The organism is Eisenbergiella massiliensis, assembly GCF_003435485.1.
Window position 1 is genome coordinate 282,963 of record NZ_QVLV01000004.1, and the last position, 16,361, is coordinate 299,323.

A 16,361-nucleotide genomic window follows, 5' to 3' on the forward strand; every position below is an offset into this window, starting at 1 on the left:
GTTTTTATATGAGAAGGAAACGTTTAGCATCCCTGGCGCTTGCAGCTGTTATGACAGCATCTGTCGTTCTTGCAGGCTGCGGACAGGGGGAAACAACACAGGCGCCGGCAAGCAGCGGCACGGAGCCGGCAGCAGCAGGCACGGAAAGCGGGACAGAAGCCGGTACGGAAGCCGCAGCTTCCCAGGGAGCAGCTCCTGTAGTATCCCATGATACGGAGATGACCATTGAAATCTACGATAAGGCGGCCAACTATCAGGGAATCCAGGCAGGCTGGTTCGGCAAGGTGCTTAAGGACAAATTCAATATCCAGCTGAACATCATCGCACCTCAGGTATCCGGAGACGCCAACTCCCTTTATCAGACGCGCAGCGCATCAGGTAATCTGGGAGATATCGTTATCATCGACAACTCCGAAATGCAGGACTGTGTGGAAGCCGGCCTGATCATGGATATCGGCGATATCATCGGCAGTTATGAAAATCTGACAAAGTACAAAGAGCAGATTGATCTGTTCAACGGCACCATGAGCGGTGTGGAAGCGGGAAGCGTATATGCAATTCCCTGTAATATGAACAGCAACGGCCCCACCGCGTTTGTAGGGACAGAAGTGGCAAGTGCCCCCAGGGTTCCGTGGGATCTGTACGAAGGCCTTGGCTGCCCGGAACTGAAGACTACGGACGACCTGCTGAACATGCTGAAGGATATGCAGGATAAGTATCCCACCAATGCGGCCGGGGACAAGGCGTTTGCCATTACCATGTGGAAGGACTGGGACGGCACGAGTATTGAAAATGCAAACCTTCTGACCAACTGGTTCGGACAGCAGGTAAAGGAATCCGTACTGCTTGGAAATGACAATACAATCATGCCTCTGACAGACAAAAACGGCGGCTACTATAAAGCCCTCAAGTTCTTCTTTAAAGCAAACCAGATGGGCCTGGTAGATCCTGACGCTGCCACACAGGACTGGACCACCGCCTGCGACAGCAAGATGAAGCAGAAGAGAGTTTACCTGTTCTGGTATAACTGGCAGAATGGCTTCTGGAATACACCTGAGCATGGACAGAACCGTGAAAACTATATGTACGTACCGGTAGAAGAACTGAATTTCTTCCAGACAGCCGATTCCTATTACGGCGATGGCCGTGTATGGGGTGTTGGTTCCCAGGTTGATGAAGAGAAGAAGTTAAGAATTATGGAACTGCTTGACTGGCTGGCATCCCCTGAAGGACTGACCTATCAGCACAACAGCCTGGAAGGCTTCATTTATACGGTAAATGACGACGGCACCTATACACTGACGAAAGAAGGACAGGATCGTTTTACCGGAGATCTCCAGGTTCCCGAAGAATTGGGCGGCGGCAGCTGGAGCGACGGCAACAACCAGATCAATCAGTGGATTGTAGGAAGCGCAGAAATGAACCCTGTTACCGGAGAATATTTTGAAGCAAATCTGTGGTCCTCTACCATTGAAATGAACCAGACTGCAACCATCAATGAGTGGTCCGAGAAATTCGGGGCTAAAAACGAAGTGGAATATATGAGAAATAAAGGCCAGCTTGGTATGGTCGCCAACGTAAATATTCCTCTTGGAAGCGACAGCACGGATATCGCCCTGGTAAGAAGCCAGTGCAAGAGCGTAGTATGTGACGCTTCCTGGCGTATGGTATTTGCAGCGGACGAAGCACAGTTCGATCAGATGTGGGACGATATGTGCACACAGCTGGAAGGCTTCGGCTGGAACGACCTGGTTGCCTTTGACACTGAGAAATATCAGGCTGTCATTGATGCAAGAAAAGCAGCAGAATAAGCAGAATGGACTTTGAAGCATAAAATAAGGCATAAGCATCATTAAAATGATGAAAAAAGTGGGGGCTGGCGGTTGCCGGCCCCTTTTTTTCCGTAACAGTTCCTGTTACAGGTTTAAATCTGTGTTTTGGCCCGCGGACAGGAGAATTGATTCATGGAAGTATCGCAGGCAGATCCGCGATATACAGGAGGGAGAAAAAATGAGCCTGAAAACAGTGTACCATCCCTATTTCAAAATAGGCGCGGCAGTGCCCGCAAAGGCTTTTTCCGACGCAAGGGCGCAGGAAGCGCTTCTTTGCCAGTACGATTCCTTTACATGCGAAAACGAAATGAAGCCACAGCATCTGTTAGATGAAGAAGAAAACAGGAGAAACCCCGCGGCGCATGACCGCTGTCCCGCAGTCAGCTTTCAGGGAATACGCGTGGCATTGGATTTTGCCAGGGAAAACGGCATGAAAATGCGGGGACATACGCTGGTATGGCATAACCAGACGCCCCGTTGGTTTTTTACAGAAAGCTACAGCGACAGGGAGGATGCGCCCCTTGTGGACAGGGAAACCATGCTGGCCAGGCTGGAAGGGTACATCCGCAGCGTGCTTTGCTTTGTCCAGGAGGAGTATCCGGAAATCATCTATGCCTGGGATGTGGTGAATGAAGCTGTGGAAGACGGGGCGCTGCGCAGATCCTGGTGGACGGAAACCGTGGGAGAGGATTTCATTTTGCAGGCTTTCCGGTTTGCCAGGAAATATTGCGCTCCGGGAGTGGATTTATTTTATAATGACTATGATACTTTTGTGCCCTGGAAGAGGGACGTTATCTGTGAGCAGATTTTAAAGCCGCTGATGGCGGAAGGGCTTGTGGACGGCATCGGCATGCAGTCGCATATGACCATGCAGACGCCGTCTTTAGAGGAATATGAGAAGGCGGTTTCCGTATTCGGCGCGTTGGGGCTCCAGGTGCAGGTTACGGAGCTGGACATCCATAATCCGGATCCGTCCCGTCCATCCATGGAAGCGCTGGCTGCACGCTACAGGGAGGTGTTCACCATACTCACCCGGGCAAAAAAGGAAGGCCTTGCGGACATCACCGGAGTCACCTTCTGGGGAATGCAGGATGAAGACAGCTGGCTTACCGGCTTTCGCAAGGTAAGAAGCTATCCCCTTCTGTTCGCTGACGGCTTTCGCCCCAAAAGCGCTTATCAGGCGGTGCTGAGCGTGCCCGGAAGAGTGGAGGAGGACGGACAGGACCGCCTGCCGGGCGGGGAACGGTTTGCTTTCTGGGAAAAAACGCCGGTTTTTACCAGGGAATATCATGTGAACCCGTCACACCCTCAGGCCGGTGATGAAAATGACGGCAGCCCGGAGCATCCCTTTGACACTATTCAGGCGGCGGCCAATCTGGCCGGGCCGGGAACGAGGGTCTGGATACACGGCGGCGTCTACCGGGAATGCGTCCGGCCTGTCAGAGGCGGGAACGGCCCGGAGGAAATGGTGAGCTTTGAAGCTTTCGGGGACGGCGAGGCAATTATCAAAGCTTCTGTAATTGCGGATACTTTCAGCGTAAGCGAAGGCTGGAACCTGCGCATCCCCGGCCTGGGAAAAAACCTGCCGGAGGGAATGCGGATCTGGGAAACCAGGCTGAATCCGGAAGAGTTTAAGGGCTATAACCCCTTCTGTGCAGTTAACATCCTGCATGACCGCCTTTTTATCGAATATGAAAAAACGGACATGACCACCTATTTAAACCGCAGAGGCATGGTATTCTGCGATGGGAAGCCGTTAAAGCAGGTGGCGCTGTATTATCAGCTGGGAGAGACGCCCGGTTCCTATTGGGTGGAGGCCAACGGACAGACCGTGCATTTCCGTCTGGAGGATGACGGGGATCCGGCGGAGCATCTGATAGAGCTTACCTGTAGGGAGCAGTGCTTTGCTCCCGAGGTGCCTTTCCTTTCTTATATCCGGGTGAAGGGGCTGACCTGCGCCCATGCGGCCACCGGCGCCCCGGTTCCCCAGCGGGGAGCCATATCCTGTTACCGGGGACACCACTGGATTATTGAGGACTGTAAAATTGACTGGTCCAACGGCGTGGGGATTGATATCGGAAATGAATGCTGGCACCACACCTATGATCCGGATCAGGTGATCGGACATACGGTGATCAGAGGCTGTGAAATAAAGGATGTGGGAGTCTGCGGCATTGCGGGCATGTTTGCCACGGATCTGCTGATTGAGGACAATCATATAGAAGGAACCGGCTGGCAGAAAATGGAGCTTTCCTGGGAAGCAGGGGGCATCAAAGTACATAACAGCGTCAACAGCCTGATCCGACGCAATATTTTTACCAAGACCTTCCGTGCCGACCATCTGTGGATGGATGTGGGAAATGAAAATAACAGAATCACCCGGAACCTGTTCCTGGATGGACTGGAACAGCGGGAAGCGATTTTCATAGAATGCTCCAGGGACGGGATCAACCTGATAGACAACAATATTTTCTGGAATGTGGAAGGCAGGTTCCGTCCGGAGGATGTGCCGGCAGAGCCGGGCTCCACGGGCTGGTACAAGATGGAGGAAAAGGGAGTTGTCAACGGATATGCGGTTTACGGGGAAGGAACGGACCGTCTGCATGTGGTGAACAATCTGATCGGAAGATGCCGCAGCGCGGGATATTTTGTCAAGCCGGTGGCCTTCCGCATTGCCGGAAACGGCAGGGGCGGAACCTCCAGGGAGGCCAGGATTATGAACAACCTGTTCTATGACTGCGGGGAGGCGGCAATCAAATTCCCGACCAGGGACAACGATTCCCAGGGCAATCTGTATGTGAAAATGCCGGGCGGTTATCTGCGGATTCTGTATCCCGCGCCGGAAAACTGTCTGGATTTGGATGCCTGGAGGGAATTTTACGGCTTTGACAGGGAAGGGCAGGAGGGCTGGTTTAACGTCAATGTGGATACCGAAAAGCTGACTCTGGAATTTGCCGGGGCGGACAGCCTGCCGGAGATGAGACATCACGGAACCGGAAGACAGAAATACGTGACAAAGCCGGAGGAGGTGCTTCCGGTGGCTGCTTCCATGGAAACCGCGGATGATTTTTACGGTCCATATTATGGGGATTGCCGGGTGCCCGGGCCTTTTGCAAAGCTGGAAGAAGGGAAAGTATATGAGCTTGACCCGAGAAAATACAGGAAGTAAGGAGTCATTATGGAAGTCAGAAATCCGATTATCGGAGCGGATATGCCGGACCCTGATCTGCTCCGGGTGGGGGATACCTACTATATGGTATCCACTACCATGTTTTACACTCCCGGAGCGCCGATCCTTCGTTCGAAGGATCTATGTCACTGGGAAATCGTTTCCTATGTGTTTGAAACGCTGGAAGATAACGGGATTTACCGTTTGGAAAACGGCAGGAACGCCTACGGAAAAGGGCAGTGGGCCACCAGCCTTACCAGGCACAATGGACGCTTTTACGCCTGTTTTGTCAGCCATGATTGCGGGAAAACCTATATTTTTTCTACGGATGATATAGAAAAGAGCGGCTGGGACAGGGCGGAAATCGGGGAGGTGTTCCACGATATGTCCTTCCTGTTCTGGGAGGGGCTCCCCTATCTGGTGTATGGGAACGGAAAAATCTGCATCGTGGAGCTGGAGCCGGATCTGAGCGGCGTCAGGGAAGGCGGAATGCGCAGGGTGCTTATTGAAACAAAGAAGGAAGGCATGCGGCTGCGCTGCGAGGGCTGCCGGGCGCTTGTAAGGAATGGTTTTCTCTATCTGCTGTTGATTGACTGGCCGGAAAACGGCGGTCGCAGGGAGGTATGCTACCGTTCCCGCAGCCTGGAGGGACCTTTTGAATTCCGGGTGCTGATGGATGATGACTGCGGTTTCCCCGGACATGGCGTGGCGCAGGGCACTTTGATTGACAGCGAGGCGGGAGACTGGTATGCCATGCTGTTCCAGGACAGGGGCGCTTCCGGACGGATACCGTTTCTGATGCCTGCGCGCTGGGAGGATGACTGGCCGATCCTGGGAATGGAAGCACAGGAGGAAGGAAAGGGCGCGGGCAGGATCATTCCGGCGCATTTCCCGGTGCCTTTTGCCCCTTATCCGGCCCGGCCGCTTGTTATCAGCGACAGCTTTTGCCATGAGGAAAACAGGCTGGCGCTTCCCTGGCAGTGGAACCATAATCCCATCCCGTCCTGCTGGTCGTTTACGGCCCGGCCCGGATGGCTGCGGCTGACAACAGGCCATGTGGCCGCCGGACTGACTGACGCAAGGAATACCCTGACCCAGCGGACCCTGGAACCGGGCTGCGTCTGCCAGGTGACACTGGATTCCTCCGGCCTGAAGGAAGGGGATTATGCCGGACTGTGCGCGCTGCAGGGGCGGTACGGGCAGATAGGCATTGCCGTGGAAAACGGGAAGAAAAACCTGCTGTATCTGCAGAAAGCTGCGGACGGCGGCATTCTGGAATTCAGGAAACCGATAGAAGAGGCGGTTGTTGAGCTGCAGATAGTATTTGATTACAGAGAACGCGCGGATAAGGCATATTTTGCCTTCCGTCAGGCGCCGGGTGACTGGGAGACGGTGGGAAGTCCGCTGGATATGGTTTTTACACTGGATATGTTTGTAGGATACCGTATCGGAATTTTCTGTTATGCCCTGAAAAGTACGGGAGGGCATGGAGATTTCAGGGACTTTTCGGTAAAAGGGCTGTGATGGTCCGGCAAGGGACATATCCGTACCGGGCAGCGCCTTTTGCGGACGGCGCTTTGGAGCGGCCGTAAAGGAGCGCCCGGCGGAACAAGAAAAATGACAGAAGGAAAAAGGAGAGGCAGGAAAGTGATTACATTATATATTAACGAGAATAAAAAACTGGGACACATCAACCCGGAAATCTATGGACATTTCAGCGAGCATCTGGGTAGATGCATCTATGAAGGGCTTTATGTGGGAGAAAATTCCGAAATCCCCAATGTGAACGGCATGCGCACTGACGTGGTGGAAGCGTTAAAGGAAATGAAGGTTCCGGTACTGCGCTGGCCGGGCGGCTGCTTTGCGGATGAATACCACTGGAAGGACGGCGTGGGCCCGAAGGAAAAACGGAAGAAAATGGTGAACACCAACTGGGGCGGCGTCACCGAGGATAACAGCTTCGGCACCCATGAATTTTTTGAACTGTGCGAACAGCTGGGCTGCAAAACCTATGTGAACGGAAACGTGGGAAGCGGCTCTGTACAGGAGATGAGCGAATGGGTGGAATACATGACCCTGGACGGCGTGTCCCCCATGGCGGACTGGCGCCGGGAAAATGGCAGGGAAAAGCCCTGGAGGGTGGATTATTTCGGCGTGGGCAATGAAAACTGGGGCTGCGGCGGAAACATGACGCCGGACTATTATGCCCAGCTGTACCGCAGATACCAGACCTACATCCGCTGCTATGACCGGACGGCCCCCATTTTCAAAATCTGCGGCGGGGCCAACGCGGACGATTATGAATGGACGGACACGGTGCTGCGGGAGTGCTTCAGAAGCCCTGCCCCTGCGGATGCCCACGGTTTTATGGACGGCCTGTCCGTACACTATTATGCGGGCGTGGAAAAGGGACTGCATAAGGGAAGCGCCACAGAGTTTGGCGAAGAAGCCTGGTTCAATACCCTGTCCAGGGCTTACGGAATTGAAGAAGTGCTCATGCGCCACAGCGCTATCATGGATCACTATGATCCGGAGAAAAAGATCGGCATGATGGTGGATGAATGGGGCTGCTGGCATGATGTGGAGCCGGGCACAAATCCGGGCTTTCTGTATCAGCAGAACACCATGCGGGATGCGCTCACCGCAGGCGTTTCCCTGAATATTTTCAATAAGCACTGCGACCGGATTAAAATGGCCTGCATCGCACAGATTGTAAACGTGCTTCAGTCCGTAATCCTGACGGAAGGGAAGAAAATGCTGCTCACCCCCACCTACCATGTATTCCATATGTATAAGTATCATCAGGATGCGGATCTTGTGGAAAGCTGGCTGGAGGGAGCGGGCAAAACCGGCGTGAAGGAGACGGAAATGGTGCCGGAGGTACAGGAATCCGTTTCTGTGGATGAAAACGGCGTGCTGACCGTCACCTTAAACAACCTGTGCACGGAGGCGGAAAAGGAAATAGAACTGGTGCTGACCAAAAAGAAACCTGCGCATGTAAGCGCCCGTATTGTACATGGGAAGATGCAGGCTTATAATAGCTTTGAGGAGCCGGAGCGGGTAACCGAGGAAGACTTTACTGATTTCCGCCTGACGGACAGAGGGCTTACCTTTACCATCCCGGCCTGCAGCGTGCTTATGTTCAGAGTGGAAATGGAGGGGTGAATTAATGCTTAAAACAGTAAAAACGGAAAACGGATATGTGCGCGGCATCCCTGCGGCGGATCCCCGGGTGATTTCCTTTAAGGGAATTCCCTTTGCCGCCCCGCCGGTGGGAGATCTGCGGTGGAGGGCGCCGCAGCCTGCCAGAGACTGGGAAGGAGTCAGGGACTGCCTGGAATTTGCGCCCATTTCCATGCAGAGCATCCCGGGGCTGAATGAAGAAAATATTTATACAAGGGAATGGAATGTGGATCCCACCATTCCCATGAATGAAGACTGCCTGTACCTGAATGTGTGGACACCCGCTGTGAGCGAAACGGATAAACTGCCCGTGTATGTATGGTATTTTGGCGGCGGGCTGCAGTGGGGAAACCCTGCGGAGATGGAGTTTGACGGAGAGCGTCTGGCACGCCGCGGCATTGTGGTGGTGACGGTAAATTACCGGCTGAATGTGTTCGGCTTCCTGGCGCACCCGCAGCTGTGGGAGGAATCGCCCCAGGCGCCCGCCAATTTCGGAAATCTGGATCAGCAGTACGGCCTGTTCTGGACGAAGCGGAATATTGCGGCGTTCGGCGGGGATCCGGAGAATATTACCATCGGCGGACAGTCGGCGGGCGGCGGAAGCGTCCTGACCCAGCTGAACTGCCTGAAAAATGAAGGCTACATACAGAAGGCCATCGTGGAGAGCGGTATTTTTCATGATCCTTTCGTGGATCGCATGAAGCTTTCCAGAGAAGAGGCTCTGGATCAGGGAAGACGCTTCCTGGATTTCCTGGGTGTAAAGACCATTGAGGAAGCAAGGGCGCTTCCTGCGGAGTATATCCGGGATAAAAACGATGCCTTCGGCGCGTTCTGGGGCACCATTCCCGACGGCGTATATCAGACCGATACCTACTGGAACAACATGGCGGCAGGGAAATTCCTGGATGTGCCGATGATGACAGGCTTTACCAACAACGAATTTCTGACCATGCCCCAGGCGGAAACGATGGAAGCGCTGAAAAAAGAAGCGCAGGAAAAGTTTGGGGACAGGGCGGAAGAGTTTCTTTCCCTTATTAAGGCGGAGGACGGCCTGAAGGCGGCAAAGGAAAACTGCCTGGTCAATTCCGTGGAGATGGGAATCCGCAGAATGTGCGAGGTCCGCAGGGCGGCAGGAGCCGTGCAGCCATGCTATGTGTATGAGTTTGGCCCCGAGATCCCCGGTTGGGATCAGCCGGGGGCCTTCCATTCCTCCGACCTGTGGTTCTTCTTTGAAACCCTGGCAAAATGCTGGCGGCCCTTCACCGGAAAGCATTATGATCTGGCCCGGCAGATGTGTAACTACTGGGCGGAGTTCATTAAAAAGGGAGATCCCAACGGCGCGGACGCGGACGGCACACAGATGGAGCGCTGGGAGGCGTTTTCCCGGGAGGATTGCGAGATGATGACCTTCTTCGAAAAGCCGGCGGCGGAAAAGAAGCCGGAAGGGGAAATCATGGCTTTCCTGACAAAATAGGAAAAGATAAGCTGCACGGATGCGGCAGGAGGAAAACAGATGGATTACATCAGAATGGAAAATAATGCGATTCTGTTTGAAAATGACGGGGAAGTGCTGCGTATTGAACCCTGGGGGAAAGATTCCCTCAGGGTCAGGGCGGCAATGATGAGGGAAATCCAGGATACGGACTATGCGCTGCTTCCCGCAGAGGAAACGGAAGCCGTCATTCAGATAAAGGACGGCTTTACAGGCAGCATAACCAACGGCAGGATTACGGCATGCCTGGAGGTGTGCCAATGGAAAAAACGCTGTCAAATCAGTTTTTATAACCAGAAGGGGGAATTGCTCTTAAAGGAAGCAGGCCATGGCGGCGCTTTAAATAATCATTCCAGGCATTTCCGGCCGAGGCTGGGAGGGGATTATGAGCTAACGGTAACCTTCCAGGCAAGAGAAGAGGAAAAACTGTTCGGGATGGGCCAGTACCAGCAGGAGCTTCTGGATATCAAAAACTGTGTGCTTGAGCTTGCGCATCGCAATTCCCAGGCCAGCGTACCGTTTGTCCTTTCTGATGCAGGATACGGCTTCCTCTGGCATAACCCGGCGGTAGGAAAAGTCGTATTTGGTAAGAATCTGACCGAATGGTATGCGGAAAGCACGGAGCAGATGGATTATTGGATTACAGCGGGGGATACGCCGGAGGAAATAGAAAAAGCTTATGCGAAGGCCACAGGGACCGTACCGATGATGCCGGAATATGGGCTGGGCTTCTGGCAGTGCAAGCTTCGCTACTGGAATCAGGAGCAGCTGTTAAAGGTCGCCAGGGAATACCATAAAAGAGGGGTTCCGGTGGACGTGATTGTGGTGGATTTTTACCATTGGCCCAAATGCGGGGATTTCAGGTTCGATGAAGCGGATTTCCCGGATCCCAAAGCAATGGTTGACGAGCTTCGGGAATACGGGATGGAGCTGATGGTATCCATCTGGCCGCAGATTAACCTGACAAGCGAAAACTATGAAGAAATGCGCAAAAACGGCCTGCTGATTAAAAATGAGCGCGGCGTGGAGATTGCCATGCGTTTTGAAGGGGAAAATACCTTTTTTGACGCTACCAATCCCAGGGCGCGGGATTATGTATGGAAGCTTTGCAAGAAAAATTACTATGATTACGGAATCAAGGTGTTCTGGCTGGATGAGGCGGAGCCGGAATTTTCTGTTTACGATTATGATAACTACCGTTATTTTATGGGGCCGGCAACCAAAATCGGAAATATTTATCCCCAGCTTTATGCCAGAACCTTTTACGAGGGACAGAGGAAGGCCGGTATGGAAACTGCCGTGAACCTTATCCGCTGCGCATGGGCAGGCAGCCAGAGATACGGTGCTCTTGTCTGGTCGGGGGACATTCACAGTGACTGGGAGACTTTCCGGAAACAGCTTTGCGCCGGACTGAATATGGGTATCGCGGGAATTCCCTGGTGGACTACCGATATCGGCGGCTTCTCCGGTGGAAACCCGGATGATCCTGCATTCCGGCAGCTGCTGGTACGCTGGTTCCAGTGGGGGACTTTTTGCCCGGTAATGCGGCTTCACGGAGACAGAGTGCCCCAGACGCCGTTAACCCACAGCGACGGCTCGCCCACCATGCCCACAGGGGCGGATAATGAGATCTGGAGCTTCGGTGACGAAAACACGCCGATTCTGGAAAAGTATATCCGTTTCAGGGAAGAGATGCGGCCGTACACCCGTGAACTTATGAAAGAAGCGCATGAGGAAGGAAGCCCTGTGATCCGGACCATGTTTTATGAATTCCCGGAGGATAAGGTATGCTGGGAGCTGAAGGATCAGTATATGTTCGGCCCGGATGTGCTTGTTGCGCCGATTGTTTATGAGAATACCTGGGAACGCCAGGTTTATCTGCCAGAAGGCGCCATGTGGACCTTGATTTACGACGGAACGGAGTATGAGGGAGGCACAAGCGTGACCGTGCCTGCGGATATCAGTCGGATTCCCGTATTCCTGCGCGGACACAGCCATTTGGAATGGATTGGAAGGATTTAAAACGCATCGCAATAGAAAAAGGATAATTTTACGCGGAAAGGAAAGACAGCATGGCAGAAAATTATACGAAAAAGAAAGCCCGGATCATGGTATATACCAGGGAAACGGACGCTGCACAATATCCCGCAGGGCTTTCCCGCAGCATCCATCTGGCCTGCAGCAGGGACGGGAAAAATTATGAAGCACTGAACAATAATTATGGAATCCTGTTTGCGGAAGCGGCGGTGGATGATGCGGATATCATTCATGCAAAGGGGGTAAAGAATCCCCGGATTTTTGCAATGCCGGAGGGCGGCTTTGGCATTGTTGCCGTCAGGGTCAATGAGGATGGCAGCGCGGATGAAGACAGCAAAGGGAGCGTTTTGCTCTGGACAACCGCTGACTTTAAGGAATTTAAGAAAATCGGTTTCCTGCCCCTTCATGGGGATGCATATGTGGAGCGGGCGCAGTGCAGGTATGATAAAAATACGGCAGAGTACTGCATCCTGTGGCAGGATGATCTGGGAAACAGCTATCAAAATGAAGTGAAGGATATCTGCAGCTTAACCGGCATATCCCCGGCGCATCCGGGCGTTTATACGGAGGAGCTCCCGGGGCAGGCGCCGGAGGGAGCCGAAAGAGGAAATTCCGTGGAGATAAGCGCACAGCTGTGTGATGAAACGGCGCTTTACTGGAACAGGCTGTATTCTGTAAAAGTGCAGGTGCCAAAACGTATTTGGGCCCGCACGGCTTCGGAGGTCGAAAATGTACGGGCATCCGTGCTGTATTCGGATGGCTCTTCCGTACAAAAACAGGTAAAATGGGAGCTGGACGAATTGGATTTCCAGCATCAGGGAACCTTCCGCATCCGCGGGACCGTGCAGAACGAGCAGTATCAGTTCCCGCTGGCCTGCGGCTTCGGGGATCCTGTTATTTTCCCATGGGAAGGCCGTTATTATTTTATTGCCACCAACGACAACCTGAATGATGTGGGCTTTTATGTGAGGGAGTCGGAGGATGTGGCAGGACTGTTCCGGGAGGATACGCAGCAGCATCTGATACTGGGCCTGGATGAAGAACGCGGGTTTGTCCAGACCTTCTGGGCGCCGGAATTTCATGTAATCGGCGGAGAGCTGTATATCCTGTTTGCCATAAGCGGCAAAAAGTGGGGGCCGCAGTGCCATCTGATGAAGCTGAAAAAGGGGGGAAGCCTGATCGCTCCGGAAAGCTGGGAAGAGCCGGTGAGGATACGTAAAAAGGACGGCAGCTTCCTGACGGAGGACGGCATCACGCTGGATATGACATACCTGAAAGCAGGGGAGCGCTCCTATGTGGTATGGTCTTACCGCAGGAATATCGGCACGCCATATGACACGGGTTCCATGCTGTATATTGCAGAAGTGGATGAGAAGCAGCCATGGCAGCTTTCCAGCGAACCGGTGCTGCTTACCAGACCGCTTTATGGCTGGGAGAATGTGAACCATACCATCAATAATGAAGGCCCTTATGCATTTATTGCGGACGGAAAAGTGTACCTGACGTATTCAGGCGGTGCGGCGGACGGCTACACCTATGCGCTGGGCCTGCTGACTGCGGATGCAAAGGATGATTTGCTGGATATTTCCGTATGGAAGAAACGGTGTACACCTGTTCTTTCCTATTATTCGGTGGAAGGAATCTACGGCCCCGGCCACAATTCCTTTTTCACGGACGCACAGGGGAATCTGATGATAGCCTATCATGCGGAGGACGCGCTGGAGCATCATCTTCGCTGCGATGGAATCCACAGAGTGCACTTTAACATCCATGGGGAACCGGTCTTTGATCTGTCTGCGAAACGGGATTTGGATCCGGCGCTTTCGCAGGTGGAGACGGAAGTGATTGTGGGCTGAGGGCTGCAGAAGGGAGAGGGGAAATGATAATCAAAGGAACTGCAGACTGTATTCCGGAGGAGGCTGGCTATGATTCGGGACGCATTGCCGTACTGAACGGCCACTTCCTGCGCATGATAGAGAAGAAGGAGATAGAGGGGGCGGCATACTGCATATCCCGCAGAGGGAAAATCATTGCCTGCAATAGTATGGGAACTGCTCATTATTTTGATGGCCCCGGAGACATGAGGCCGGATACGGTTCATGGAATCGCATCCATTAGCAAGACCTTTACCGCGGCTGCGGTGATGAAGCTGGCAGAAGACGGCCTGTTAAGGCTGGATATGAGGGTCGGGGATATCCTGCCGCAGTTTGCCGCAGCGCCTTTTGACCAGATTACGCTATTTCATTTATTGACACATACCTCGGGGCTTCAGCCTGACGGGGGATGCTTCCCGGAGGAGGATTCCCCCTCCCCATGGGCATATATTGAGGAAGCGGCAAAAAATTGGAAAGCGGGCGAAAAATTTGACTGGCTTACGCCGGCCCTGTCCTGCGGAATGAGAAGAGAACCGGGAAAGGAATGGCAATACTGCAGTTTTGGGTTTGCGGTCCTTGGGGCGGTAATAGGAAAAGTAAGCGGGATGAAGGCGGAAGACTATATAGATGAGAATATCTTAAAACCGCTGGGACTGCAGGATACCTTTTTCTTACCGGCCAAGGCGGATAAAATAAAAAGGATAAACCTTCTTGCGGAAGAAGAGAAGGAGGAGATAGAAAGAATGGCAGACAGCAGCAGTCAGATTCCTACAGTTTGGGAACAGATTCCCCAAACCGGCGGCGGTCTTTTCTCAACGCCCTGTGATCTGATTCGATTTGCCAATATGATGCTTGGCATGGGGACCTGGAACGGGGTTCGGATACTGGGGAGAAAAACGGTGGAAAAAATGACGGCCTCTTCTCTTTTCCAGGTGCCTGATTATTGCTGGGGAGCCAATGAGCCGGATCGGAAATATGCGATAGGCTTTGACCGGAGGGAAGGTCCCGGATTCCATTATTCCAAAGGGACCTATATGCATGAAGGTTCCGGTTCCTGCTCGCTGGTAATCGATCCCCAGGAACAGCTTGCTGCGGCATGGTTTGTACCATTCCGGCCCGGGGAATGGTATGCAGAGGGGCTCTGGAATGTGAGCAATATTATCTGGTCAGGGTTATAAAAAGTATAAAAAACAAATATAAGGAGAGACAAAAAAATGGACAGTACAAAATGTTTCAGGATTGAAAAGGATGCGCAAATCCCTTTTAACAACAAAGTAGATTACTGCATCGGCACAGGCCGCATGGGGCTGGCGCTGCAGAAGGAATATCAGGAACAGCTGGCCCTGGTACAGGAGGAGATCGGATTTTCCCATATCCGCGGCCATGGCCTGTTTTCCGACGATATGGCCATCTATCAGGAGTACACGGACGAAAACGGGAAGAAGCATGCGGAATATAATTTTACTTATCTGGATCTTGTGATGGACAGCTACCTGAAGCTGAATATCAGGCCTTTTCTGGAGCTGGGCTTCATGCCGGACAAGATGGCTTCAGGAGAGCAGACCGTGTTTTACTGGAAGGGGAATGTGACGCCGCCGGCAAGCTATGACGCATGGTGCGAACTGGTGCAGGCAACCCTCCGCCATCTGATGGAGCGTTACGGGGAGGAAGAGGTGGTAACCTGGCCCATCGAGGTCTGGAATGAGCCGAACCTGCCGGGATTCTGGAAGGATGCGGACATGGAGGAGTATTTTAAGCTGTTCGCCCGTACCTTTGCGGCGATAAAGGAAGTGGATTCCCGGTTCCGCGTGGGCGGTCCCGCTATCTGCGGCGTGGAGGATGAAAAGTGGATACGCATGTTTATGGAATTCTGCCGGAAGGAAAGCATCCCGGTGGATTTCGTAACCCGCCATCATTATACCACCGAGCTGCCGGAGAAGGACGGCCATTACGGCTATGCAAAGCTGAGGGAGCCGGAGGAAGGCTTTGCCAATCTGCAGACGACCAGGGATATTGTTGACAGCTTTGAGGAATTTAAGGGAATGGAAATACATATTACAGAGTTCAACACTTCCTATATTCCCAACTGCCCGCTGCATGATACCAACAGGAACGCCGCCTATATTGCAAGACAGCTGTCACGTCTGGGAGATGTGAACGAATCCTATTCCTACTGGACCTTCGGAGATATTTTTGAGGAGCTGGGAGTTCCTTTTACACCTTTCCACGGCGGCTTCGGACTGGTGGCAAACGGCGGGATTCCCAAGCCCACGTTCTGGACCTTTAAATTCTTCAAGGATCTGCAGGGAACCTGCGTGTACCGTTCAGATGAGGCGGTTATCGTGAAACGGGAGGACGGAAGCTACAGGGGAATTGTGTGGAATATGACCCTGGAAGGGACCGGCGAGGATATATGCCGTACCTACCAGCTGCCCATCGAAGGAAAGGAATGCTTTATCCTGACCAAAACTGTGGATGAGGCCACCTGCAATCCCCTGAAGCTGTGGCATGCCATGGGCGAACCCTCCAGCCTTTCAGAGGAGCAGAAGAAGCTGCTGAAGGAAGCTGCAAAGCCCTTTGTGGAAGCGGACAGAGCCGCGGTTCAGGATGGCTGCGCGCAGGTAAATATTACCGCGCGTGAAAACGGCGTGGTGTATTTTGAGGTTAAGGCTGTGGAGGATAAGAGCGACAGAGGGTATTGCTATAAAAGAGTGATTGGTAAATAAGAGGCTTACAAAGTAAGCGCTTAATTTTTACGCAGCAGGCTGCGGGAG

9 protein-coding genes are annotated in these 16,361 nt (G+C 53.0%); all 9 read left to right on the forward strand.

From position 1 onward, the window contains the following. The first annotated feature begins 8 nt into the window (after window positions 1-8). The gene (locus DXC51_RS08240) at window positions 9-1,811 is read left to right on the forward strand and encodes an extracellular solute-binding protein (RefSeq protein WP_021638523.1); all 1,803 of its coding nucleotides are present in this window, start codon (window positions 9-11) and stop codon (window positions 1,809-1,811) included. A gap of 199 nt (window positions 1,812-2,010) precedes the next feature. Then, entirely contained in the window at window positions 2,011-5,001 is a 2,991-nt protein-coding gene (locus DXC51_RS08245; RefSeq protein ID WP_243003159.1) for an endo-1,4-beta-xylanase, read from the forward strand. Between the two features lie 9 nt (window positions 5,002-5,010). Beyond that, window positions 5,011-6,525 carry a glycoside hydrolase family 43 protein gene (locus DXC51_RS08250; protein WP_117544273.1) on the forward strand — a complete coding sequence of 505 codons (1,515 nt, stop codon included), beginning with the start codon at window positions 5,011-5,013 and terminating at the stop codon, window positions 6,523-6,525. 123 nt (window positions 6,526-6,648) lie between these two features. After that, complete coding sequence (locus DXC51_RS08255; RefSeq protein WP_025489340.1) at window positions 6,649-8,166, forward strand: alpha-N-arabinofuranosidase; 1,518 nt, start codon at window positions 6,649-6,651, stop codon at window positions 8,164-8,166. A gap of 4 nt (window positions 8,167-8,170) precedes the next feature. After that, the gene (locus tag DXC51_RS08260) at window positions 8,171-9,658 is read left to right on the forward strand and encodes a carboxylesterase/lipase family protein (protein WP_117530384.1); all 1,488 of its coding nucleotides are present in this window, start codon (window positions 8,171-8,173) and stop codon (window positions 9,656-9,658) included. A 39-nt stretch (window positions 9,659-9,697) separates the two neighbouring features. Further along, on the forward strand, window positions 9,698-11,698 hold the full coding sequence (locus DXC51_RS08265) for a glycoside hydrolase family 31 protein (protein WP_025489341.1): 2,001 nt from the start codon (window positions 9,698-9,700) through the stop codon (window positions 11,696-11,698). Window positions 11,699-11,748: 50 nt separating this feature from the next. After that, window positions 11,749-13,569, forward strand: coding sequence for a family 43 glycosylhydrolase (locus DXC51_RS08270; RefSeq protein WP_025489342.1), 1,821 nt, complete (start codon window positions 11,749-11,751; stop codon window positions 13,567-13,569). A 23-nt stretch (window positions 13,570-13,592) separates the two neighbouring features. After that, complete coding sequence (locus DXC51_RS08275; RefSeq protein ID WP_025489343.1) at window positions 13,593-14,765, forward strand: serine hydrolase domain-containing protein; 1,173 nt, start codon at window positions 13,593-13,595, stop codon at window positions 14,763-14,765. Between the two features lie 36 nt (window positions 14,766-14,801). Next, entirely contained in the window at window positions 14,802-16,313 is a 1,512-nt protein-coding gene (locus tag DXC51_RS08280; RefSeq protein ID WP_025489344.1) for a GH39 family glycosyl hydrolase, read from the forward strand. The last annotated feature ends 48 nt before the right edge of the window (window positions 16,314-16,361 follow it).